The 26,457-nt window shown below is 33.3% G+C and carries 18 protein-coding genes; 12 read left to right on the top strand and 6 right to left on the bottom strand.

Features of this window, described 5'->3' with window-relative positions; genetic code table 11:
- Positions 1-132 precede the first annotated feature (132 nt).
- From Q0828_RS02355 to Q0828_RS02370, 4 genes are all read left to right on the top strand, one after another.
- Complete coding sequence (locus Q0828_RS02355; protein ID WP_298417352.1) at positions 133-1,848, top strand: helix-turn-helix domain-containing protein; 1,716 nt, start codon at positions 133-135, stop codon at positions 1,846-1,848.
- A gap of 89 nt (positions 1,849-1,937) precedes the next feature.
- Positions 1,938-2,183 (top strand): hypothetical protein, encoded by a 246-nt coding sequence (locus tag Q0828_RS02360; RefSeq protein ID WP_298417354.1) that lies wholly within the window; start codon positions 1,938-1,940, stop codon positions 2,181-2,183.
- A gap of 166 nt (positions 2,184-2,349) precedes the next feature.
- Entirely contained in the window at positions 2,350-2,625 is a 276-nt protein-coding gene (locus Q0828_RS02365; RefSeq protein ID WP_298417356.1) for a hypothetical protein, read from the top strand.
- A 67-nt stretch (positions 2,626-2,692) separates the two neighbouring features.
- On the top strand, positions 2,693-2,950 hold the full coding sequence (locus tag Q0828_RS02370) for a hypothetical protein (protein WP_298417357.1): 258 nt from the start codon (positions 2,693-2,695) through the stop codon (positions 2,948-2,950).
- A gap of 89 nt (positions 2,951-3,039) precedes the next feature.
- Here the strand turns inward: Q0828_RS02370 and Q0828_RS02375 are convergent, their stop codons facing one another.
- Both Q0828_RS02375 and Q0828_RS02380 read right to left on the bottom strand, forming a co-directional pair.
- Positions 3,040-4,398: an HlyD family efflux transporter periplasmic adaptor subunit gene (locus tag Q0828_RS02375; protein ID WP_298417359.1), complete on the bottom strand. Its 1,359-nt coding sequence runs from the start codon at positions 4,396-4,398 to the stop codon at positions 3,040-3,042.
- A gap of 1 nt (position 4,399) precedes the next feature.
- The gene (locus Q0828_RS02380; RefSeq protein ID WP_298417361.1) at positions 4,400-6,607 is read right to left on the bottom strand and encodes a peptidase domain-containing ABC transporter; all 2,208 of its coding nucleotides are present in this window, start codon (positions 6,605-6,607) and stop codon (positions 4,400-4,402) included.
- Positions 6,608-6,945: 338 nt separating this feature from the next.
- On the opposite strand from Q0828_RS02380, the gene Q0828_RS02385 reads away from it, so the two are divergent.
- From Q0828_RS02385 to Q0828_RS02410, 6 genes are all read left to right on the top strand, one after another.
- Entirely contained in the window at positions 6,946-8,232 is a 1,287-nt protein-coding gene (locus Q0828_RS02385) for an ATP-binding protein (RefSeq protein ID WP_298417362.1), read from the top strand.
- Positions 8,233-8,247: 15 nt separating this feature from the next.
- Positions 8,248-9,381, top strand: coding sequence for an FAD-dependent monooxygenase (locus tag Q0828_RS02390; protein ID WP_298417363.1), 1,134 nt, complete (start codon positions 8,248-8,250; stop codon positions 9,379-9,381).
- A gap of 30 nt (positions 9,382-9,411) precedes the next feature.
- Entirely contained in the window at positions 9,412-9,711 is a 300-nt protein-coding gene (locus tag Q0828_RS02395) for a DUF1905 domain-containing protein (RefSeq protein WP_298417364.1), read from the top strand.
- A gap of 267 nt (positions 9,712-9,978) precedes the next feature.
- Positions 9,979-11,241 carry a phosphatidylserine decarboxylase family protein gene (locus Q0828_RS02400; RefSeq protein WP_298417365.1) on the top strand — a complete coding sequence of 421 codons (1,263 nt, stop codon included), beginning with the start codon at positions 9,979-9,981 and terminating at the stop codon, positions 11,239-11,241.
- Positions 11,242-11,270: 29 nt separating this feature from the next.
- Entirely contained in the window at positions 11,271-13,091 is a 1,821-nt protein-coding gene (locus Q0828_RS02405) for a hypothetical protein (protein ID WP_298417366.1), read from the top strand.
- 75 nt (positions 13,092-13,166) lie between these two features.
- Positions 13,167-14,561: a hypothetical protein gene (locus tag Q0828_RS02410; RefSeq protein ID WP_298417367.1), complete on the top strand. Its 1,395-nt coding sequence runs from the start codon at positions 13,167-13,169 to the stop codon at positions 14,559-14,561.
- Between the two features lie 186 nt (positions 14,562-14,747).
- Here Q0828_RS02410 and Q0828_RS02415 read toward each other — a convergent pair whose 3' ends face one another.
- From Q0828_RS02415 to Q0828_RS02430, 4 genes are all read right to left on the bottom strand, one after another.
- Complete coding sequence (locus Q0828_RS02415; protein WP_298417368.1) at positions 14,748-17,624, bottom strand: alpha-amylase family glycosyl hydrolase; 2,877 nt, start codon at positions 17,622-17,624, stop codon at positions 14,748-14,750.
- A 292-nt stretch (positions 17,625-17,916) separates the two neighbouring features.
- The gene (locus Q0828_RS02420) at positions 17,917-18,978 is read right to left on the bottom strand and encodes a SusE domain-containing protein (RefSeq protein WP_298417369.1); all 1,062 of its coding nucleotides are present in this window, start codon (positions 18,976-18,978) and stop codon (positions 17,917-17,919) included.
- 11 nt (positions 18,979-18,989) lie between these two features.
- Entirely contained in the window at positions 18,990-20,570 is a 1,581-nt protein-coding gene (locus tag Q0828_RS02425) for a RagB/SusD family nutrient uptake outer membrane protein (RefSeq protein WP_298417370.1), read from the bottom strand.
- Between the two features lie 26 nt (positions 20,571-20,596).
- A complete protein-coding gene (locus Q0828_RS02430; RefSeq protein ID WP_298417372.1) occupies positions 20,597-23,524 on the bottom strand; it encodes a SusC/RagA family TonB-linked outer membrane protein in 2,928 nt (975 codons plus the stop codon).
- A 305-nt stretch (positions 23,525-23,829) separates the two neighbouring features.
- On the opposite strand from Q0828_RS02430, the gene Q0828_RS02435 reads away from it, so the two are divergent.
- Positions 23,830-24,870, top strand: coding sequence for a LacI family DNA-binding transcriptional regulator (locus Q0828_RS02435; protein ID WP_298417373.1), 1,041 nt, complete (start codon positions 23,830-23,832; stop codon positions 24,868-24,870).
- 202 nt (positions 24,871-25,072) lie between these two features.
- The gene (locus tag Q0828_RS02440; RefSeq protein WP_298417374.1) at positions 25,073-26,449 is read left to right on the top strand and encodes an MFS transporter; all 1,377 of its coding nucleotides are present in this window, start codon (positions 25,073-25,075) and stop codon (positions 26,447-26,449) included.
- Positions 26,450-26,457: the final 8 nt, after the last annotated feature.

The raw sequence follows: 26,457 nt of genomic DNA on the forward strand, positions 1-26,457 counted from the left end.
CTAGCCATATGCTAGACTTTTTTTATGATAATCATTGTAATCAAAGTAAAAATAGCTTTTAACGAACTTATTTTTTTCCTGACTGAAAAACTGTTATACTTGTATTAATTTACAGACAGAAATTCACCATTTATGTATCAGACCTATACATCTATTTTTCCCCGAATTCGTTTCTCTATCTATATCATTCTGTTTTGCTTTGCCGTACAATTACATGCACAAACCGATTCATTACAAGGGAAATCGTATGAGGAGTTGATACAATTCTACAATGATGTGTTATTCAAAGATTCCAAAAAAGCTAAAGAATATGCACTTGCTGCTAATAAATTAGCTAAAGAAAAAAACAATAAAAATGAAATAGGTTGGTCAACATATTATATCGCTAATGCGAATAGCTTAATACCTGTATACGATGAAGCTTTAGATGGTGCCGAGAAATCTATTCTTATTGCTAAAAATTTAAACGATAACGAACTACTCTTTAAAAACTATAACTTAAAAGGAAATGTTTTATCTGAAACTGATAATGATATTGAAGCTATAAATCAATATGATATTGCAAAAGAATATGCGCTTTTGACTAATAATATTCTAGATAAAATTACTGTAGCTGTAAATATTGCTTTTATCAAAAAAAATAATAAAAATCATTCGCAGGCTATTACCATATTTCAAGAAAATTGGGAATTATTAAAACAAATTGAAAATAGTAATCCTAAAAAAAATACGTACGAAAGAATTATTTTATTCAATATTGCTGATACTTATTTAAGAATTAAAAAACCCAAAGAAGCACAAGATTATAATAATTTAGCACTTCAAAAATGTTCTAAAGTTGAATTTCCAAGTTTTTACCATACTCTGACACTAAATGATGCTATTATACAATATCAGTTAAAAAATTATGAAAAAGCAATTTCAATTTCAAAAGAAGCTGAAAAGTATTTCTTGAGTATCAATAATAAAGACCGATTGGTAACCCCATATTTTTATTTAGGAAAAAGTTATTATCAGTTGCAAAAATACGCAGACGCAATTGAGTTTATGAATAAAGCAAATCAAATAGTTTCAGAAAGAAAAATTGCTTTTCCTGATCAAATAGAAGCTTATGAATTATTATACAAGTGCTACACTAAAATTGGAAAACCTAAAGACGCGGAAATTAATTTCGATCTTTTTTCAAAACTAAATAAAAAAGTAGATAGTGTAAATATGAAAGTGATCAATAAAATTCATGAAGATTATGATATTGCTTCATTAGAAGAAGAAATAGATTCCTTGGGAAAATACACCAAGTATCTATATGGCGCTTCAGCTATATTATTACTTTCACTTATTGGCTTTTTTGTATGGTTTAAGAGAAAACAGCAGCAAAATAAAACAAGTTTTCAAGAATTATTATTAACCATTGAAAAGCTTGAACAACCTAAAGAAAAAATAATTCCAGCGGTTATCGTAAAAGAAACTACCAATCCAGTAACCGATGAAAATGCGGTTCAAATTTTAAAAGCCTTAGAAGCTTTTGAAGAAAAAGAATTGTATTTACGACAAGACTGCACACTAGCTTATGTAGCTAAAAAGGTAAAAACAAATACATCTTATTTGTCAAATGTAATCAATACATACAAAGAAAAATCGTTTAAATCATACCTTTCTGAATTGCGAATTAATGCAGCCTTGATCAAACTCAAAAATGATGACAAATTACGTTCGTATACGATCAAAGCCATTGCTGAAGAATTTGGATTCAAACGTTCGGAAACCTTCTCCAGAGCATTCAAAGCGCAAACAGGCATGTATCCATCATATTACATTAAAAGCCTTCAAAATCAAAAAGATACATAAGTGACGTTTTATAAAATATCACTACAATATCATGGTATTTCAATAAAGTTTTTGCATATTTATAAAGTTAACTAAACACTATTTAAATCATGAGAAAGCCTTTAAAACTCAAAAAAATAAAAATCTCTAAAGTTGGAAACCTTCATGAAATTTTAGCTGGAGCTTTGCCTGCACAAGCAGCTGGAGCATACCCAACGCTTCCTGATACACTTCCCGTTACTTATACTTTAGACACAAAACTTGATGATACTTGTCAAAGCCATACGAATGATGGAGGCACACTAGTTAGAACCAGAGGTAATATAAAAAACCCCTTCGAAATAGCTAGTAACTAATTTTAACATAGAATCACATTGAAGGCCTTTACATATATTGTGAAGGCTTTTCTGTTATTTAACATTTGTTTCATATGATTTATTTAGTTTGTTCGTTATCTTTATAGGATAGTATTCTCCAAAATACCTAATCATGTATTTTTTATTAACTAAAAAAATTTAGATTATGAAAAAACAAAAATTAGGATTGAACAAACTAAACTTGACAAAGTCAAGAATTGCAGAACTCAACACATTGAATGCAACTGGTGGTTGGAATACCGCCTCCACAAATCCATTTTGCCTTGCTACTGGTTATTATGACGATGGTTGTAATGTAACCGAAAATTGTAATACCGCTAACCATTGTGGTGGTGGCACTAACAATTGCGGCACCAATAATTGTGGATCTAACAACTGTCAAACACGACTAGAGCTTATTTCTTGTTTTGAAGATTGTTAAACAACTATAGTCTTCCCCAAAAGTCTTTCTAATTGTATTTTTTATTAACTGAAAAAATATTTAAATCATGAAAAAACAAAAATTAGGATTAAGTAAATTAAGCTTAACAAAATCAAGAATTGCTGAATTAAATACTAATAGCGTAAATGGTGGTAACAGAACATCTACTGCTCCAAACTGTATTTTTACAGGACCACTAACAGGGTGTGTTGTATCTGAAAACTGCCCTGGTGGAGGAACTAATGGAAGCTGTAATAACAACTGTCAAACTAATGATCCTACATGTAACACACAAGCTATTTTATCTTGTGCATTTCCTTGCTAAGAATTATTTTTTTAGAAGATAAAAAAAGCCTCGAACACTAACTGTTTGAGGCTTCTTTTTTAACTAAAATATATACTATAATCATGAATTTATTTTCTACTAAATACTTCTCTTAATTGATAGAAGATTCGTTGCATAACGGTTAGCTCTTCCACTACAATTTCTGCAGTTCCTTCCATTTCTTGTTTAAAATCAATTGGTTTTTCAAAAGAACTCAATAACGAAGCTACTTTTAAATACGCAACATATGTAGCCGGACCACCTTGCGGGCTTAGTTGTGGCACACCAGAAATACTTATGATTTCACCTGATAAACTTCCACTTTCTTGGTATGGGTAACTATCCAGCTTAATAATTACACTTTGCCCAACTTTTACTTTTCCTGAGTTTTGAACCGGAACTGTTACACGTCCAATAATTCCATCAATATTATCTGGTATTACTGTAAACAAATCTTGTCCAATATTTACGTTTTGGTATTTTGACCAAATATCAAAAACGGTTACTTCTCCTTTTATGGGTGACTTTAACACAAATTGTTGTTCCCATTGTAATATTAAATTTTCTAAATCTTGCTTCGCTTGTTCTAAGTTTTGATCTGTAGATAAAAATGAAGTCTTATCACCAATACTTGCTTGTTTCAAATTGTTTCGCAACGCCAATAATGAACTTTCTTCACTTTTAATAGACGATTGTAATCCTTCGTAATTTCGTTTTGCTCCAGCATATTTATTTTCTTCTTGCTGGAATCTTTGTCGTGTAATTACATCTTTCTCGTATAATCGTTTTTGTGATTCAAAATCAATTCTAGCATTTTCTAATTCTGTTTCATAAATAAACAATTCTGTTTTTCTATTATTCAGACGATTTTGTGCTGTAATGATTTGTGAACGTAAATTAATTACCTGACTTTTCTCTGGCGTTTGAATATTATAATTTAAATACGACAGATACTCTCTTCTAAACGAATTATACGCTACCTGTATTTGCCCTAACTTCAATTTTGAAGGAAATGTATACTTCAACGAATCAAAGTCGCTTAAATCAGGTGTAAAGTTCTCTATTTTCTCTTTTATAAATTGTACATCCTTAAAATCAGCCGTATTTTCAATAACTGCTAATATTTGATCTGCTTCAACTTTTTGCCCAGCTTCAACAAATATATTTGTCAATTTCCCTGAAGCTTTTGCAGTTAAATGCGCTGGTGGATTTTCAGAAGTAATCGTCACTCTTGCAGGAATGATATCATTATAGCTTATTAATGCTGATCCTACTAAAAACATAATCACAATAATAAACACTACAGATATTCCCCATTGAATAACCCAATTTGGTGCCTGACCCAATATTTCCTTAACCTGATCTGATCTTTCATCTAGGTCATTGATTTTTTTGCGTCTTTCTTCCTTCTTTTCTTCCTTTTTATTTTCTCCTGTTTTCTTAGCCATATTAGTTTCCTAGCTCTAATTGATTCTTTACTAATGTATAATATGCTCCGCGTTTTGCGGTTAACTCTTCATGATTTCCGAGTTCAATGATCTTTCCTTTATCTAATACAATAATCTGATCTGCATTTTTTACCGTACTCAAACGGTGTGCAACAACCACTACTGTTTTTCCCTTATAGAATTCCTGAAGATTTTCCATAATTACTTTCTCGTTGTTGGCATCTAATGCACTTGTTGCTTCATCAAAGAAAATGTACTTTGGATCTTTGTATACAGAACGTGCAATTAAAATACGTTGCTTTTGTCCTCCAGAAACATTTACACCACTCGATCCAATTTTTGTATTGTATCCTGATGGTAACTCTTCAATGAATTCTTCAATGTTTGCCACTTTTACGGCATGAATCAATCGTTGTTTATCAATAATTCCTTCTGAATCTGATTCTGTAATATTTCTAGCAATTGTATCTCCAAATAAGAAACCATCTTGCATTACTGATCCACAGGATTTACGCCACACTTTTGTACTGATATCACCTATTTTGTGTGGTCCAATATTCAGAGCGCCTTCGTTAAATTCATAGAATTTCAATAATAATTTAATCAACGTAGTTTTACCACTACCACTCGCTCCAACAATTGCAGTTACTTTTCCTTCTGGAATGTCAACATTTAGATTATCAAGAATTAATGGCGAGCTTTTTCCTCCGTAACGGAAACTTGCATTTGTCAACTTAATCGTTTTATCTTCAGGAAGAATCTTGATATTTTCTTCAAAACGATCTTCCTCATCATCTTTGTTATGAATTTCAGACAAACGTTCTAAACTGATTTTCGCATCCTGTCCAGACTGAATAAATGTGATAAAGTTATTAATTGGTAAGTTTAATTGTCCAATGATATATTGAACTGAAAGCATCATACCTAGTGTAAATAACGGATCGTCAATTACAGACGTTGCCGCGATAAATGTAATGATGATATTTTTTAATTCGTTAATGAATCGTCCACCTGTATTTTGTGTTTGTGAAAGTGCTAATCCTTTGATCGAAATTTTGAATAATCGAACCTGAATTGCTTCCCATTCCCAACGCCTTCTACGTTCTGAACCATTCAATTTAATTTCTTGCATTCCAGAAATTAACTGATACAAACTACTTTGGTTGTCAGAAGATTGATCAAATCGTTTATAATCAAGTTCAGCTCTCTTTTTCATGAACAATAATGTCCAACCAATATACAATGCCGAACCGATAAAGAATACCGTAAATATTTGCATGTTATAATAGGCTAATACGGCTCCAAAAATAATCATGTTAAAGGCAGAAAACAGTGTGTTTAATGTTGTTGACGATAAAAAACTTTGAATTCTATTATGATCATAAATACGTTGAATAATATCTCCCGTATTCTTAGAATCGAAAAAAGCAATTGGCAATCGCATCAACTTGATTAAGAAATCGGAAATCAGGTTGATGTTAATCCGACTCGTCATATGGAGTAGTATCCAACCTCGAATCAATTCTACCGTAGTTTGCGATATAAAAAGCGTTAGCTGTGCAATTAATATCAGAAATACAAAGTTTTTATTCTGATAATTAATACCATAATCGACGACGGATTGTGTCAGGAAGGGAAATATTAACTGAAGTAAACTCCCGACCAGTAGGCCTAAAATTAACTGCGCTATATACTTTTTGTATGGTTTGAAGTACCAGAATAAGAATTTGAATCCGTATTCTTTCTTTTCTTCTTTTTCCAGTTCATAAAACTCAGGTGTTGGCTCTAACAACAACAAATATCCTTCTGAGTTTTCCTGATCTGCGTTGCTTCCCATCCAACCTTTAATAAAGTCTTCTTTTGAATACTTTACCAAACCATGTGCAGGATCTGCAACATATACTGTGTTTCTTTTTATTTTGTAAACAACAACAAAGTGGCGTTGTCTCCAATGCGCAATACAAGGATATGGAACTTCATCAACTAAAGTTTTAAAATCGACACTTACTGCCAATGTATGTAATCCAATTTCTTCGGCAGCTTCTGCAATTCCACCTAAAGAAACTCCTTCCCTAGTGATATTTGCTTTCTTCCTTAGAAAATCAATTGTGTATGCGCGACCAAAATGCTTTGCCACCATGCGCAAACATGTTGGTCCACAATCCATTTGATCTAACTGTCGGTAAAAAGGAAATTCTCTTTTTATCATTAACTTTTTTTCTAGTGTAACTTATTCTTTTAAATAACTTTTTAATCTATCTATATATTTGAAAAAGCAATGATGCACTATTGTTACATCTATTCTTGTTTATCAGCGATTTATATCTTGGTTTATGAGATTCACACGCTATTTTAACTACTTTACACGATATTTACGAAATATCTTCAAATATTTAAGGTTTCTCTCTAAAAATTGAATGCTTTATGAGAAAAACACGTACAAATATATATTTTTATTTTGTACAACCAAAATAAATTTGGCTTTTTACACGAAAATATCGTACAAATTCATATATTTGTCATGTTAAACAAGAAAAATTACCCTAAATGCTCGTAAAATTCACAGTAGAAAACTATTTGTCGTTCAAAAATAGATCCACTATTGATTTGACCGCAACTTCTTTGACTGAACTGCGAAATAGCAATCTCTTTGATACACCGTTAAAAAACTTAACCTTGTTAAAGAGTATGGTAATTTATGGAGCCAATGCAAATGGAAAGAGTAATTTATTTAAAGCCATTAGTTTTGCACGAAAGTTCATTTTGAATTCTTCTAAAGATTCTCAAGCAGACGAAGCTATTGAAGTTCAACCATTTTGTTTGTCAACAGAATCCATTGAAAAACCTAGTTTATTTGAACTCGTTTTTATTCATGATACCGCTAAATATAGATATGGTTTTCTGGTAGATGAAGAAGAAATCCACAAAGAATGGTTGTACGTTACTACTAAAAATAAAGAGCAATTATTATTTGAAAGAGATTTTCAAGAAATAAAGGTTACAAAAAAGTTTGATGCAGCAAGTACTAACCTAACGTCTATTACACGTAAAAATGCATTATTTCTTTCTGTATGTGCACAATTTAATATTCCAACAGGAATTGCCATTTTGAAAGCCATGAGCAATGTGCAATACATTTCTGGAATGCAAGATCGCTATACTATTAATTTTACAATTGATATGATGGACGATCCTGCTAAGAAGAAATTTATTGACAATTTTATTAAAGGTGCTAGTTTAGGATTTACTGAAACGAAAGTAGAACGTTTTAAACTCACAGAGGAAATTCTGGAAAAAGGAAACGTTCCGAAAGAAATTAGGAAAATGATTCTTGAATCCGATGAAGAAAATGTGGTTGTTAGTACAAAACACCCTATTTACGATGAAAATAATGAAGAAGTAGATAATATTTACTTCAATCTTTTTGCAAATGAATCGTTAGGAACTTGTAAATATGTAGCGCTTTCAGGACCTATTATTGACACCTTATTACACGGGAAAACGTTGATTATAGATGAATTTGACGCACAATTGCATCCACATTTAAGCAAAGCAATTATTGAATTGTTCAATTCGAAAGAAAACAATCCGAATGGCGCACAATTAATTTTTGCTTCACACAATCCAGCATTAATCAATCCTAAAAGAAAGCTCTTTAGAAGAGATCAAATCATGATCACAGAAAAAGATACGTACGGAGTTACAAATATGGAATCTTTATACGATAAAAAAGTACGTAAAGATGCTTCTTTCGAAAAAGATTATTTAGAAGGAAAATACAATGGAATTCCTGATATTAAGATTGATAATAACTTTCGCCTGTTTGATGAGTAATTAGAGAAAATGATTATGAACATTGATATTATCGGAGCTGGAATAGGAGGATTAACGACAGCTATTGCTCTTGAGCAAAAAGGAATTAAAACAAGAATTTTTGAACAAACCGAAGTACTAAAACCTGTTGGCGCAGGAATCATTTTAGCCAATAATGCAATGCAAGTATATGCAAAGCTAGGTTTACAAAAAGTAATAGAGAAAAATGGAAATCCAATTTCTTCAATGAATATTACCAAAGCAAACTTAAAACCACTTTCTAAAATTGACTTAACTCGTTTTGAACAAAAATACAATGCTAAAAATATTGCAATCCATAGAGGAACGTTGCAACAAATATTAATTGACAAATTAAGGTCTACTTCTATTAAATTAGATCACAAGCTTACTTCTATACAGCAAAATGCAAATGATTGTTATTTAAAGTTTGAAAATGGAGAACAAATCAATTCTTCAATCATTTTAGGAGCTGATGGATTAAATTCAATCGTTAGGCAACATATATTTCCAAGTAACAGCATCAGAAATGCCAATCAAATTTGTTGGAGAGGAATTACTGATTACGACTTACCTGTGAAATACAGAAATGAATTAAACGAAGCTTGGGGAAAATCTGAACGTTTTGGCTTTGTCCAAATTGCTAAAAACAAAGTATATTGGTATGCGCTAAAATCATTCAAAAAAGATAAGAATGAATTTTCCATCAATAATTTAGAACAATACTTTAGTGAGTATAATTCTGTTATCAAAGACATCATAAAATCGACTCAAAAAGAACAAATATATACCGCTGAAATTTCAGACTTAAAATTAACTAATTCTTGGTATAAAAATAACATCTGTCTAATTGGTGATTCTGCGCATGCCACAACTCCAAATATGGGGCAAGGCGCTTGTCAAGCAATTGAAGATGCCTTTGTACTTTCAGAATGCTTGGATAAATACGAAGTTGACCAGGCATTTATGGAATATCAAAAATTAAGATTACCCAAAGCGCATCAAGTAGTTAAAGCAAGCTGGCTTATTGGAAAAATGGCACATTGGAAAAACCCTATAATTAGAAGTTTACGAAACCACGTTTTAAAGCTTACGCCAGAAAGTATTAGCGCAAAGCAATCTGAAAGAATATTTGAACTAGACAGAATCTGAAAAAAATATCAGCATAAAAATTAATTTAGAATGCAAGCCAAAATCAAATATGAGTTTTCTTCCAAATTATGGAAAGATTCATCATCAGGAGGATGGGTTTTTATTACCCTTCCAAAAAACATGTCAAAAGAAATTAGAGAAAATCTTCAATGGCAAGAAGAAGGTTGGGGACGAATGAAAGCTTCTGCTATTATTAAAGAAGTACAATGGGATACTGCAATTTGGTTCGACACAAAAACGAACACCTATTTACTACCTGTAAAAGCTGAAATTAGAAAAAAAGCCAAACTAAAATTAGATGATGTAATTGCCGTAAGCATTTTGATATAATTAAAACGGATAGACAAGGCTAACAAAAATAGTTGAACAGTTCTAAGTAAAAACTATAGCTATTGAGAGCTGTTAAAGTCATAAATCATAGCACGATTTTTAATGTACTTCTTTCTTATTTCAAACTAAACAAATACTCCTTTTTCTTCCAAGTATTTGTACTCGTTTTTAAATAATCGTGATATCACGCATAAAAACATAGGTTAAATAATTCATATTTGGTATGGTACTAACTATACCTAAAATTAACCTAAACCAATGCAAATAATGAAAGAAAAGAAACCGCAGGAAACCTACATGCCTATAACTCATAGAATGGGAAATTGGCTTCCAACAAAGAAAGATGCCGCTATTTGGCTTGAAAAAACAAAGAAAGAAGCCAAAAAGAAAAAACTAAAAATTGATCCTACGATAAAAAGTTTTAAAAAGTTGATAGAAACCGATCCTATCATCAACATGTATTTTACACAAATGTTTCAACAACAACCAAAGTTTGCGCCGCCAGCAGGAAGTGGTGATGTAAAAATTGATAATTACCAAGAAATGTTGTTGATTATGAATCATGTGCTGAAAACTGCACCTGAATATAATACGACCGGAATGGTTGGTTTTCCCATAAATGCTATTCTTGATTTTCCCATGATTACACCCGCAGGTTTGGCAGCGTTCGCTGATGCAAAAGTGAATAAAGCATTGATGAGAATTTTAAAGAAATGGCAGAAGTATTTAGACTCTCCAGATTCTTTATACGTATTAAACACTTCTCCAAATGGTTGGATGAGTAAAAGTGCTTACAAAGCGTTAAGCATGCAAGATTTTATTCATGATCCTAAAAAACCATTTTGGGGATTTAAATCGTGGAATGATTTCTTTATTCGTCAATTTAAAAAAGGAAAAAGACCCATAGCATCCCCAAAAGATAAAAAGGTAATTGTAAGTGCTTGCGAAGCCGCGCCATTACGTATTAGTAGTAATGTACAACGAAAAAGTCAATTTTGGATTAAAGGACAACCGTATTCATTGGAATTTATGTTAGATGGAAATCATGTTGATTATTATGTTGGTGGAACTGTATATCAAGCGTATTTGAGTGCCGAAAATTACCATCGTTGGCATGCTCCAATTGACGGAACGATTGTTGGCATAAAAAATATTAACGGAACCTATTATTCCGAAGCGGCGTCAGAAGGTTTTGATCCTGCAGGACCAAATAATTCACAAGCGTATTTAGCACAAGTTGCTGCAAGAGCCTTAATTTTTATAGAAAGTAACGATCCAACACTAGGAATGGTTTGTGTAATGCCAATTGGAATGGCAGAAGTTTCTTCGTGCTTAGTTACCGTGAAAAAAGGTCAGAAAGTTAAAAAGGGAGAACAAATTGGTTATTTCCAATTTGGAGGATCTACGCATTGTGTACTATTTCAAAAAGGTGCTATCGCTAACTTCTCTTTGCCTGCAATTCCGCAAGGTGAACAAGGAGTAAGCTCTAAGATTGTTCCTGTAAATTCTGAAATCGCAATTGCGAATTAAACAATTTAACTAACTTAATCACTAACCAAATGAAAAAAAATATCATCCCACTTGTTCTTTTGGTCGTTTTCACTGCATTATTTGTAAATATGACGACTTCAAAAAAAGACACTTTTATATTTCATACACCAGCCTATCAAGGTAAAAAAGATTTCCAAGATTCTGACAAAAGAGCCGCTTTTGAAGATGCTTGGGATAAGTATGTAAATAGATATACCGTTACTTCTTCTAATTATAATTTAAGTGGTGGCTACGACTATACTGTTCCTGGAAAAACATATGTAAATCCAAAAGACAATCCTGATTTCTTTGACGGCGCAGCGCAAATTCCTGTACGTTGGGAAGCATTTCCAGGTAGAGTTTTACATTATTTACAAGAAAAGTTTATAAAAAAATATGGATTTGTTGATGGTAAGAACAAAATGTATGAAATGGTTGATATTGGACCAGAAGCATATCAAGCTATTTACAAAGACAGTATTGTATATATTCCTAAAAGCCCGTGCAACCCAAATCCTAAAGAAGTAAAAATATTTGATCCGTCAGGACCAAGAGGTTGGCTGGATGAGTATTGCGAAATGGGTATTGTTCGAAATTCAGATAAAAAAATAACACGATTGCATTTCACCTGTGAAAATCCAGAATATTACTGGACTATGTGGAAAGTTGATCCGAATAAAGTACTAGAGATTTATAAAACTACATTAGGTAACACCAACATAAAGCTAGAAGATTTATACCTAAGAAATAGTGAAGGCGATAGCGTAACTGATAGAAGTACAGGAAGAGCTGCCTATGATCCAATTAATAAGTGGAATAAAGGCACAGCTATGACAGAAAGTACTGGAGGAGCAATGCATTTAACGAGTCCGCCAAATGAATTAAGTGCAGAAATTGTACTTGCTGGTGGTGGCGCTGTACTCAGAAATGGTGATGCAGATTCGTTGGCTGTTTCTAATACGCTTATCTGTTGTAGTAAATTTGGAAGACGATTCCGTCATAGCGATCCACACATTGGACAAAATGTATATCAAGCTGTGGAAGAAGGTTTAGAAGTAACCTTATTAGATCCTGTTGGACTGTATTTACAAGAACCAACATATAATTATTTTCAGTTACCAGCAAAAGCACCAAAAGGAGCAAAAATAGAAGATTGTTTCCGTTTTGTTCGTGGAGAAGTTCATTATCAAGAAGGACAACTAGAATATCCAAATAATATGATTTTACATATGATTATGGAAGTTCCAAATAGTTGGGATTCTAGTATTACTTTGGAAGATTTTAAAGTATTAGGCGATAGCATAAAATATGGTTCTCAAGTGATGGAAACCATCAAAGTACAATTAGCCGCAGCAGGAAAACCAGCAACAGCAAGCTCAAAAGCCAAAGAACTAAACTGTACAGCAGATAATAGTATTGTGGGCGTTGATTACTTTACAGATGGAAATATTTTAGAAGCTAGTATTTATAACAAATTGAATATAAAGGCTAATGTAACTTCTAATATTACGCTAGTAGCACAAAATTCTACTGTTGAAAACCTTGCCGTAGTTATTAGCAATGTTAAGGATGATAAAGGAGTCTCAATTCAGCCAAAAGACTTTAATCCTTCCGCTATAGAAATCAGCTTTCCAGACACTAATATTGAAGTTAATGCAACGTATGTTGGAAAATCAAATCCTGCTTATGCCAGCTTAACAAAAAATCAGGAATATACGTTCTATATAGATATTACAGTTCCTAAAGATACGCCTGTGGGTCAGTATAATATATTGGTCACTAATAAAGGAAAAGGACTAGCGGTTCCGCATATGATAGAAGTTGTTTCACAAGGAACACTTGCGCAATAATCAACTACTTCAAGGTAACCCGCGAAGGATTTTAAATCTCGATTATCGAGTAAACGTACTTTAAAATATTTTACAATGAAAATCAAAATAATAAGTCTCATAGCAATTATGACGATCATTATCGTTAGTTGCCAAAAGAAAGAAAAAGAATATGTGGAAATGCCACAAATAACTGCTTCAGAAGCTTGTGGAGCTGGATGTGACACAATTATATTTAAACCTAATAACCCAAAAGATGTAAAAATCTTAAATCAACAATGCGCCAATACATTTGCTTGGCAATCGTTTATTGCGATGACATGGCCATCAAGTCCAACAAAAGCGGGACAGCCTGATCGTTCTAAAGGTATTGAATATTGGGGAAAACCTGGTGATTTAACACCAATGACTTTTGGTACTTATAAAAGTGTCGAAGATGTATTTACTACACAGGTTCCAAAACCATGGGGAAGTAATCTTGAGAAAATAATGGATACTGTTTCTACAGATGGGAAATCTGCTCGATCGTTCTCAGATTTTAATAAGTTTGATGATGATACGGATGATGATGATGTGATAAGTGAGTTGTTTCAAGCTTCTGGAAAAACAGCTTGGTTAACGGATCAGAATGGAAATTTAATTTGGTATGAAATAAAATTAGATGAAACTGAATTTAATTTTATCACAAAAGACAGTTTATACATTCCTAAAAAACAAGAACAAGTTGCTAAAAATGGTGGAATTTGGATGCCAAATGGTTCTATAGAAATTAAAGCCTCTTGGCGAATTGTTCCTAGAGAAGATTTACAAAAAGTAAAAAAACGATATAAACTGATTACGGCATTAGTTCCTAAATCTGTTGAAATAGTTGATGGGAAAATTATTATTTCTAAAGAAACGAAAGAAGAAATTTTAGGGTTGGTAGGATTACATATTATTCAAAAAACACCTTCAATGCCACAATTTCATTGGGCGACTTTTGAACATGTCGATTTAGCGCCCGATACAAATATTAAAGAATCTGATATTGATTGGTTACTTTATAATCCAGAGAAGTACGATGAAAAAGCCAATGTGAGTCCAAATCCTAAAAAGAATCAATTAGATACACCTATTCAAACCATTAAAGAAACAATTGCTTTACACGGAAAAGATGCTAAGGTATTAAACGCATATATGAAACAACAAATTGTAACTAAAAATCCAGAAAGTGTGTTTCAATATTACGAATTAGTTGATACACAATGGCCTTCAAGCGCTGTGGCAGATGCAGATAACAACACTCATACACCTTTAAAGTTTGGAGGACAAACACCAATGGTATTAACCAATGTATCTATGGAAACGTACGTACAAGGAATGTCTTGTTTGGGTTGCCATGTAAATGCAGGAATTAAACATGAAAAAGGCTTTGCAGAATATGCATCTGATTATAGTTTCGTATTTGGAATGGCAAAACCAGCAGCAGATAGTTTACTTACTTCAAAATAGATATAAAGTAATACACCTAAACCAACTTTTACAATTCATTAGGTAATTGTAATACGCAAAAAAGTCGCTATTTTCATAGCGACTTTTTTTTAGATATTTTTCTCGTAATTTTCAATTATAACACTAGCTACGAACAAGTTTAGTCAAATAATGATGATATAGCCGATTCTTTTGTAGAGAAAAATATTATTCAATAAGCAATCGTTTTGTTGCTGTTCCTTCGTTTGAAATGATTTTAACTAAATACAACGCTCTCGATAATTCTGAAACATCAAATGTTTTTCCTGCAGTGAATCCACCTTCAAATGTTTTGATTTGTTTTCCTGTGATATCGTAAATTAATACTTCTTCTACGTTTTTGTTTAATTTAAAACTGTCAGAAGCAGGATTTGGATATAACGAGATTGTATTTTCTATATTTTGGAATTCTTCCGTACTTAATGTTGTTTGCTGATTTCCAAAGATTCTAAATTGTCCTGCAGGAATAGAGATAGGATCAGCCGTATTTGTTACGTTAATGCTTGTCATTCCTGTTTCATCCATTAAATCGTACCAAGTTCCTGTGTATGGGAAATCTGGAACAATTGTTAAATCTGCCACAGAGAAGTTACAAAGAATCACTACATTTTTCAATTGTGTTGAAGGAATGTTGTCATCCCAAACATAGATACGTTGACGAATATCATTGATATAAGGACTGATAGAATAGTTTCCTTCAAACACAGGTTCGCCTACTTTTAATTTGATGATACGTGCCCAATCGTTATAAATTTTTGCTCTGTTTGGATCTCCTAACCAGTTATCTGTCCATTGTGGTTGTGGTTTCGTATCTAGTTTACAATCGCCAGGCGTTGGATCACTAGGAGTGTTTACCGTACCATTTCCACAGGTAAAGATTGAATTTTCCATACCCAATGCTCCAAAGTGCCAAATCATTTTTGGTCCAGGGATTGTTAAAGATGCAGCTCCAAGTGCAGACATTCTAGATAATGACGTATTTAAATCTTGTACATTATGAGATGATAACGCAGAGTTTCCGAATTGTAAATTTCTATACATTAAGCGTTCTTCATCATGACTTTCTGCATAACCCATTAAACGTGGACCATTGAAACCTCTACTCGCATGTCCCATTCGGTTGATATTTGCATTAGAGGCAAATCCCATCGTTAATTGGTTGTATTCATTGGTCATTTTTCCCCACATCATAATTCCTTTTCCTTCGCCTAAACGGTAATCTGCCCATTCTTTTTCTTCATTGTCTTGACCTAAATGCTCAAATATTACATAATGGCTATCGTCAATACTCCAAGAATAGTCGGCATATTGTTTTAAGATTGCCACACGGTCATTTCTGAAACCATTGGTACAACCTTCATCACTCGCTGTACATTCTTGCGTAAATCCTTTTGTTAAATCCCAACGGAAACCATCAATATTGTATTCTTCGATCCAATGTTTTACTACACGTTCTGTGTAATACTGCGTTCTTGCTTGTTGGTGGTTAAAGTCAGAACCTACACTGTAACTATGTGTTGCCACTTGGTTAAAGTATGGGTTTTCAGAACTTGGTTCTCCCCAACCATCATTGTCAGGATCATTCATCCACATACGCACCATTGGGTTTCTTCCAAATGCATGGTTTAAGGCAACATCTAAGATGACTGCAATTCCATTTTGATGGCATAAGTCAACAAATTCTTTGAATTTATCAGCTGTTCCATAGTATTTGTCTAATGCTAAATGGTATGCTGTATTGTATCCCCAACTTTCATTGCCTTCAAATTCCATGATTGGCATTAACTGAATTGCATTTACGTTTAAATTTTTGAAATAATCAATACGATCAATTAAGTTTTGATAGTTTCTATCAGCATCAAAATCACGAATTAGTACTTCGTATACGATTAAATCTTCTTTTTGTGGTTTTGTAAAATTCGTCACTTGCCAATTGTACGGTGTTTGTCCTGTTTGTAAAACCGTTACTTCGCGTTCTTGTCCTGTTGGATACGTTGGAAGGTTTGGATATGTAGATGCAGGAATAAAAGGATCGTCAAAAGGCGATAAAACTAATGTAGAATATGGATCTGCTGTTTTTACTAATGATGGTGAATTTGCAATAGGCGTTTCATCCACAACCCAATATTGATAACTATAGTTTTGACCAGCTGTTAATCCATTTAATTCTAACCAAAATTTACCTGTTGTACCATCTTTTTTCATGGCATACGTTCCATCTGGTTGCCAGTTATTGAAACTCCCTGCAACATATACAAAGTCTTTGTTTGGCGCATCTAGCACCAAGGTTGCTTTTGAAGTATCAACATCATAATTGATTCCGTCTTCCATACCTGCTGGCATTGCTTGCGTGGAACTTCCTGGATTGATGATGACGCTAAAGTTTTTTGTAATTGTTGTCCCGCTTAGCGTTACATCCAATTCGTAATTTTTATTCGAAGTGATGTTCATATCTGTATATGAATACGATGAACCACTATTGGAATTTATGGTTGCTCCATTTGCTTTTAGCACATAGGATGCTGTTCCACCAGTATTGTTTGCCGTGATAGCTAGGTTTGATCCTGAAGCTAAAATAGTTGTACTTCCATCAGTTGGTGTTACTAAAGTTGATTGAAATGCACCTACATCAAAAAAGAAGTCACTACAACCATTATCTTTTAATTCTTGAGTTCCATTTTCGTTTCTGAAAACCATTCCCATCCTTGTAATAGTTGCTGCTTGTGCTGTAGTTAATCCATAATGAGTTTCTGGCACTATTTGAATTTGCCATAATCCGCCACCCATGTCTGTCATTTCTCCAACGCCATCATCTTGTCCCCAGTTTCCTGTAACATATGTCCAGGGATTACTATTAGGTCCAACTCCTGAGTGCATATACACTTTATTAGGATTCGAAATTCCATCACAATCAGTTGCTGTACTATTGATATCAACTGTAATTGTAATCATTTGACTTACTTCAAAAGGCGTTGGTGTTATGGTCACTTGACCATATGCAAAACCTGTAAGTAGTAGCAATAGTATGTGTAATTTTTTTTTCATCTGTTGTATGTTTTTGTCAGATTGAACTCGTTATACAACATATAGGTTATATAACTCATTTCATAGCGATTACTTTGTATACTCTTTAATACTTGAAGATAAAAAAGGCTGTAATGATTTGTAATTACAGCCTTTTTATTGATCGTTACATATAATGATAATAATGTATTGTTATCAAAATATCAACCTACGATTCCGTTTTTCAACGAAATTAGTTCAAGTTACGATTCTGAATGTGTCTTAGGTACTGAATCAAGTTCGGCGCAAGCTTTTCAAAATCGATCTTACTAAATTAGTTAAGTGTTAGTGTGTATGTGTAAGCTCTAGGATTACTAAAATCTAACACAACTGTATAGTTTCCAGCTTCTGGCACTGCAATATTATCTCCTCCATTGTCTAGCATTCCATCAGCTCCGGTATCTCCATAATTCCAATCCCAACCATTGTTTGCTCTGAATTTGATTTCATCAGCAGTTAAGTCAATAGTAATTGAAAATGTTTGCGTTGCTGCATCATAAGTCATATCGTTATCACTGTCCCAACCTGTTGGTGTTCCTGATCCGATTAATCCCCATTCAGTATATTCTGCAGTACTGTATGTTAAGTTTTCTGTATCAACTTGTACATAGTAATATCCGGCAGAAGCCATACAATCACTTTCTCCATCTGCTACTAAGATTCCTGAGAAGCTTCCGTCATCTCCCCAATCAGTATTTCCCCAAGCAAAACCTCCTGTATCACCTGGTGCAATGAATTTAAAACCTCCATCTAACCAAACATATCCTTCATAATCTGTAGCTCCAAATTCAGAAGACGCTAATGTTGGCGCTGTTGCTGGATCCCATCCTTGGTGGTTTCCTGGCACTCCGATTTTAGGTAAAGATGTTGTGTATGGAGTAATGTTTAATGTAATGATGTTTGAAACTTGTTGTTGCGCATCTTGCGATCCAATTGAAGATGTAACACGAATGTCTAAATCTCCTGCAACAAATGGACTTAATCCTGCTGCAATAGATACATCATTTAATTGTTGATTTGTCCATGAAATGAAACGTTCAGATGTTGATCCTCCAGCAATTGGTGCAGCAAAGTCAGTTCCTGATAAAGCAATTTCTACATCATAGTTAATTGAAGTTTGTGCATTATAGTCTGCATCATTCCAAACAAGTGTTGTTGCTAAGTTTTGCTCGTTAGCAGCACTTAATACTATAGAGGATCCCGATGCTGGCGTTACTAGTTCTGGTCCTCCTTCTGGAGACGCAATAATTAAGTTATCATCATCACTACATGCGTTGAATCCAACGAATGTAACTACTGCTAAAAAGCCTGCTGATATTTTATTTAATTTTTTCATTTTGATTTTTTTTAGTAACCTGGGTTTTGAGTTAAGTTAGGGTTTGCCGTGATATCTGTAGACGGAATTGGGAATAAGTCTCTAAATGATTCCGTTGTTGTTCCGTTTGCTACATTTCCTTTCCAAGGCCAGATACCTTGATCAGAGAATTGTCCAAAACGGATTAAGTCAGTTCTTCTGTGTCCTTCCCAGTGTAATTCTTTTGAGCGTTCTGCTAATAAGAATTCATCTGTTATGTCTGAGAAACCTCCAATTGGTGTTGCATTTGAACGTTGTCTTACTAAGTTTACGTATTGTACAGCCAATCCTTGATCTCCCGATCCACTTCTTTTTACTGCTTCCGCATACATCAAGTAAGCATCTGCCAATCTAAATACTGGGAAATCTGTATCGATAAAGTCACCTGAACTATCTGACCCAGAAGCTCCTGTACTCGTTACGTTTTTAAATTTTTCTACAGCGTATCCATCATTGAAGTTAAATACATCTGCAATTTCCAATGTTTGTCCATCAGTAAAGAAGTTAGCTCTTTGATCTGTTACTAGTTCAGATGCTGAGAATCTACCAACAAACGCACTTGTGGTTCTGATTCCTCCCCAACCTCCGTTGATACCGAAGTCAGCTGCGCTCATATTTCCACCAACTGGTGCGTGTACTAAGAAAGTCATCGCTCCAAATCCTTGTGTATTTAAACCATCAGAATTAAATGAAAAGATGAATTCATTTTGTGCCCCGTTTGTATCATTATCAGCTAAGAATAATTCGTCATAGTTATTATGAAGTGAATATCCAGCTCCAATAATATTTTCTAAATAAGGAATTGCTAGTGCACTTTGATCTGTTCCTGTATATACTTCTGCGTTTAAGTATAGTTTTGCCAATAGCATCCAAATGGCAGCTTTGTCAGCTCTTCCGTATACATTTTGACGTGCATCAACCATGATTGGTTCAACTGCTGTCAATTCAGAAATAATAAAGTCGAATACTTCTTGTCTACTTCCTTGCGTTGGTAAAAATGCCCCTATAGGATCTGCATCTGTAACGAAAGGAACATTTCCAAACATATCTATGGCATGCCAGTAACTTAATGCTCTTAAGAAACGTACCTCAGCTTTGTATGCTGCTGGTAAAAATTCTGATTCTGGAACATCTGCTGTTTCTCTTAAAAATTCGTTTGAGATTGAAATTTGAAAATAAATTCTGTTATACATTGCTGTTATAAAAGAATCTTCAGCTGTCCATTGTTGCCAATTGAAGTCATGAATTGTAGCATCATTCCAAGCAATTAATGCTTCATCAGTAGTTAATTGTTGGTGTTGCCAGTATTGTCTCAAATAGTTTGAGAATCCTTCGTCAATTCCTGAAATATCAGGATTTCCTGCTGGACCTTGTTGTCCACTCACCACAAAACCTGCATAAATTCTAGCAAGGAATTGTTCGTACGCCGCAGGATCGTCAAAAACGTTCGTTGCTGACTGCTCTATTACTGGTTCTAAATCTAACTCGCTTTGACAAGATGTAAATCCTATACTAGCCATTAGAAGTAATAGCACAATACCTATACGATTTGATTGTTTTTTTAGTGTTTTCATCATTGTGTGTATTTGGTATTACTTTATTATAAGTTCAAATTAAGTCCCATCAAAATGTTTCTTGATCTAGGATAGAAATTGTTATCAATTCCTCCACTAATTTCAGGATCTAATCCATCGTAATCAGTAATTACGAATAAGTTTTGTCCTGTTACATATAATCTCATGCTTGCGTCTTTGAATACTTTCTCTAGAGTATATCCTACCGTTAAGTTGTCTAATTTTAAGAAAGAAGCATCTTGCACATAGTAATCTGAGAATAATTGTTGGTTTCTGAAACCTGTATCTAATATTGATGAATTTACGTTGTTGATAGAGTTTGCACCAAATAATGCTTGTACATTTCCAGTGTTAGACGCTACATTGTTATAGGCAAAGTTTCCAATACTAGCTCTCATTGTAAATCCGAAATCAATGTTTCCATATTGCATATTTGATGAAAAACCAATTACTGCATCTGGATTTGGACTTTTATATCTATATCTATCATTAATATCAATAACTCCATCTGCATTAACATCTACATAAGCTCCTTCAATTGGTGCTCCTTGTGCATCATATATTTGCTTGAATACGAAGAATGAATTTGCCTCATATCCTACCGAGTTAATTTGAATTGTGTTACCAACTCCACCAGCAATTCCTCCCGTAAGAGATCCTATTGACGTTGGATCATCTGTTAAGAACAGTTTTGTGATTTTATTCTCGAAGAAAGAAACATTGAAGTTAGTATTCCATGAGAATTTATCATTTTCTACAATTGCTGCGTTTAAATTGATTTCTAAACCTCTGTTTTCTAAATTACCTACATTTGTAAATAGTGCGTTAGATAAGTTTGTTCCGGCAGGTACAGGAATAAAGTTAATTAAGTCTTCAACTTTTGCTTCGTATACTTCTACAGAACCTGTTAAACGATCGTTGAAGAATCCGAAATCTAAACCAATGTTGATTGTTTTAGAACGTTCCCAACGTAAGTTTTCATCATATTCTTCTGGGCGTAGTGTTGATACAAAACGAGGCGTTCCGTCTGCGTTGTATCCAAATTGATACTGAACTTGTCCGTCTCCTGTTGTATAACGTGGAATGTATCCGTAGTCTTGTCCAAATTCTTGCTGACCAGTTTCACCGTATCCAGCTCTAAGTTTTAATTGAGAGAATACTTTAGAATCCTTCATAAAGTTTTCATCAATAATATTCCATCCTAAGGAAACTCCTCCAAAAAAATCAGAACGATCATCAGGGTTTAAACGTGATGAGCTATCGTTTCTTAAGTTAAACGTTAGTAAGTATTTGTTATCATATGCATAGTTAAATCTACCAAAATATGATTCAAGTGCATTTTCTCCAATTGTAGTATTTCCAGTAACTTCTCCTAAACCTGTTGTGTTTTGGAAGGTGTTAAATCTGTAAAAGTGTTGGAATGAATGACCAAGTGTTACATCAAACGTACTTTTAATACTTTCTACTTCTTTCTTGTAGTTTGCATATACATCCATTAAACGTGTTCTATTTAATGTATTGTACGTTCCTACTAAACCTTGATCGTTAAAGTTTGAAGCAGCTTGCTCAGGAATTACTAAGTTTCCGTCTACCTCTAAATAATCGTACCCTAAATTTGCTGTTAATTTTACATCTCTAAAGAAAGGGAGCGTATAATCAAACTTGATATTTCCTGTACTTCTTTTTGTATCAGCAGTGTTGCTAAATAAATCTAATAATCCAACTGGGTTACGTACAGCAATCGTATTGATTGATCCGTCATTATTTACATATTCCGTATATCCTCCAAAAGGACTTGTTGAATCGAAAACAGTTTGTGTTGGATCAAAAGAAACGGCTGCTCCAATTGCTCCTGTGTTTCCAAAAGTATCATCTAATAAAGCGCCTAATACATTTGCTTCAATTTTAAGATCGTCATTTAATAATCGCTGAACAAACTTCACAGAACCTGTCCAACGTTTAACGTTAGAATTATCTAATGTTCCGTTTTGGTTTAAGTATCCAATAGAAGCTCTATAGTTAGAGTTATCAAAACCGCCTGACAATGTTACGTTTGTATCACTTGTATATGAACCTCTGTAAATTTGATCTTGCCAATTTGTACTTGAGTTTCCTAATTGTGCAATTTGATTTGGATTTCCATTTGCTTCTACTAATGATCTAAACTCACTTGCTGATAATACATCAACTTCGTTTACATTTTGACCAATAGATGAATAATGATTGATATTTACATTTAATGGTTGTCCAGATTTTCCAGTTTTTGTCGTAATTAAAATGACACCACCTGTTGCTCTTGATCCGTAGATAGAAGCTGCAGAAGCATCTTTTAATACTGTAAATGATTCAATATCATTAGCATTAATATAATTTAATCCACTACTTCCTTGGTCTAAAGGAACACCATCCACTACTATCAACGGATTTGTACTTGCCGAAAGCGATGAAACTCCACCTCTAATTTTAATTGCAGAACCAGATCCTGGTGCTCCACTTGGTGGTGTTACTTGTACACCGGCTGTTTTACCTGCTATTAATTGTTCTGGCGATACAATAGCTCCACCGTTAAAATCATCAGAAGTTACAGACTCTACAGCTCCTGTAACATCTTTTTTAACCGCAGATCCATATCCTACCACGACAACCTCATCAAGCTTAGATGCATCTTCTTCTAGTGCAACGTTTACTGTGGCTTGTCCTGTATATAAGACTTCTTGGTTTTTAAATCCTACATAGGTGAATACAAGCGTTTGTCCATTACTAACTGTTATTTGATAATCACCATCAAAGTTAGTTGTTGTTCCGTTTGTTGTTCCTTTCACGATTACGTTTACTCCTAATAATGGAGTCCCGGTCGCTTTTTCAGTAACAACACCCGTCACTTTTGTTTGAGCAAACATTCCTATTGGAATTAAAAAAGCCAAAAACAAAATAAATTTTTGCATTTTCTTCATTTGTTAAGTTTTTTGTTTTCAAAATTGTCGTAAAACAATCACGTTTTTTTAATAAACATTTCTGAACAAATTGTTCTTACTTTACGTAATTTTTTTAGTTTAAATACTTTATATTTTTACCTCTCGATGTTAAAACTATGTAAATTTTGAGTAAATAAAAATGCGGGTATGTTTTTTGGGGCTACGCAAACGTTTTCGTGTTGACAACTTTTGTAATCATTGGGATTTATCTAATTAAAACAGCGTATTTTTAACAAAAAAATAAAAAATCGTAGCTTTAATTACTGATCTTATAATTCACCCTTATGAAGCGAAAAGTAACTCTCAAACAAATAGCCAAAGAATTAGATGTTTCTGTATCAACTGTTTCGAAAGCATTAAGAAATAGTAAAGAGATAAGTTTGGACACTAGAAGTAAAGTACAAGCCTTTGCAAAACTATATAATTATCGTCCAAATAATATCGCGTTAAGCTTAAAAAATAAACGTACCAAAACTATTGGTGTTATTATTCCTGAAATTGTACATCATTTTTTCTCGAAAGTAATTAGCGGCATTGAAAAAGAAGCGAATAATAGAGGGTACAATGTTATTATTGGATTATCCAATGAATCGTTTGATAAAGAAGTAATTAATATTGAAATGCTTGCCAACGGAAGTATTGACGGTTTTATACTTTCGGTTGCTAAAGAAACCTTGCTTCTACAGGATTATCATCATTTTTATGAAACTATTAATCAAGGAATGCCTATTGTAATGTTTGATAGAGTTGTGAATGAGATTGCCTGCGATAAAGTTGTCGTGGATGATAAATCGGGTTCAAAAAAGGCTGTTGCCAAATTAATAGAAAGTGGTTGTAAAAACATTGCTTTAATCACTACGAAAGATTATGTAAATGTTGGAAAACTCAGAACACAAGGATATTTACAAGCATTGGAAGAACACAAAGTGGAGCCAAAATCTTCACTTATTATTAAGGTAGAAGAAAATAAAGATAAAGAAATAGAGATTGAAACTTTAGAAAAAGAAATCTCAGCTTTACTTGATAAGGAAAAGTCAATTGATGGAATTTTTGCTGTAAATGAATTATATGCAATTACAGCTATGAAAGTTGCAATTAATAAAGGATATAAAATTCCTGAAGAGATTTCTATCATTGCATTTACAGATGGTGTATTGTCAAAACATGCGATTCCGTCCCTAAGTACAATCAGTCAACATGCAGTTGAAATGGGCGAAAGATCAGCAACAATGTTAATTGATAAATTAGAAGAAATCGTTGAAGAGGAAAAGTACAATACAGAAGTCATCAACACAACATTAATAGAACGTGACACCACGCGATAAACAGGTGATATTCAGCAATAAAATTGTTAAATTTTGAAGATTTTTTTTACAGGATTAAAAATTTAATGGTGGCTGTTTCAAAAAAACAACTATATTTACAGCATAAATATCAAGACTTATATTTTTATCTCTCAAATTAAAAGTAAGTTTTGATAAGTCTTAGCGCTTATCGTACATAGCTATTAACTAATACATTACGATAATGGAAAAGCGTAAGTTAAGTTTCTGGGAAATTTGGAACATGAGTTTCGGATTTCTAGGAATACAATTTGGAATGGCCTTAACAGGTGGTTTCATGTCTAGAATATTTCAAACTCTTGGTGCCGAAATAGATGAAATACCTATACTATGGGTAGCAGCACCATTAACAGGTTTGATTGTACAACCTATTATTGGATATATGAGCGACCGTACTTGGAGTCCAAGATGGGGAAGACGTAGACCTTATTTTTTAATAGGAGCAGTTCTAAGTTCTATAGCTTTATTTATTATGCCACATTCTCCAAGTTTGTGGATTGCAGCTGGCTTTTTATGGATTCTCGATGCTTCAATTAACATTTCAATGGAACCTTTTAGAGCTTTGGTAGCTGATAAATTACCAAACTCTCAACGTTCTTATGGATTTGTTATTCAAACATTAATTATTGGTGTTGGTACTTGGGTTGCTAGTAGTTTACCTTGGATGGTTTCTGCACTTGGAGTCAGTGATAAAGCTGATCCTGGAATTATACCTATGTCCGTCAAAGTAGCTTTTTGTATAGGTGCTTTTGTATTCTTAATTAGTATTCTGTATACAGTTTTTACGACAAAAGAATACCCTCCAACCGATATGGAGGAGTTTGAAAAAGAGAAAGCAAGAAAGAATCGTTTTATTCCAGATATAATAGAAAATATAGGGAATATGCCATTAATCATGAAAAAATTAGGCTTGGTTCAATTCTTTAGTTGGTTTGCCTTTTTTACAATGTGGGGTTTAGCAAATCCAGCATTAACAGAACATGTTTTTCTTACACCTGCGCCAATAGAAGCAAATTTTGACATGTCAATAAGTACGCAAAAGGAAGCTTTTGATATTGCTAATACAGCATTCCAAAAATCGTCAAATTTGGTAGGTTCCTATATGGGAATATACGGATTGTCTTCAATGATTTTTGCATTAGCCTTAGTGTTTTATACTTCTAAGCGTAGAATTAACAGAAAGTTTGTACATATGTTTTCTTTAATTCTAGGTGGTATTGGGTTTATATCTATGTACTTTATACCTTCTCCTGAATACCTTATACTATCATTTACTTTAATAGGATTCTCGTGGGGAAGTATTTTGTCTATGCCTTATGCAATGCTTTCTAGTTCTGTAGACCCTAATAAGATGGGAATAATTATGGGAATATTCAACATGTTTATTGTAATTCCTCAAATTATAGCTGCATTAGGAGGTATTAATTTTGTCTCAGGGCTTATAGGTGAAAAAGCAATTAATGCAATGATAGTTGCTGGACTTAGTTTAATTATTGCTGGACTCTGTAATTTTTTGATCACAGATAAAAATGCTATTAGTTACCAAACAGAAGAATCATAAACGTAACA

Origin of the sequence: uncultured Kordia sp., assembly GCF_947496985.1 — a bacterium.
Taxonomy (GTDB): Bacteria; Bacteroidota; Bacteroidia; order Flavobacteriales; family Flavobacteriaceae; genus Kordia.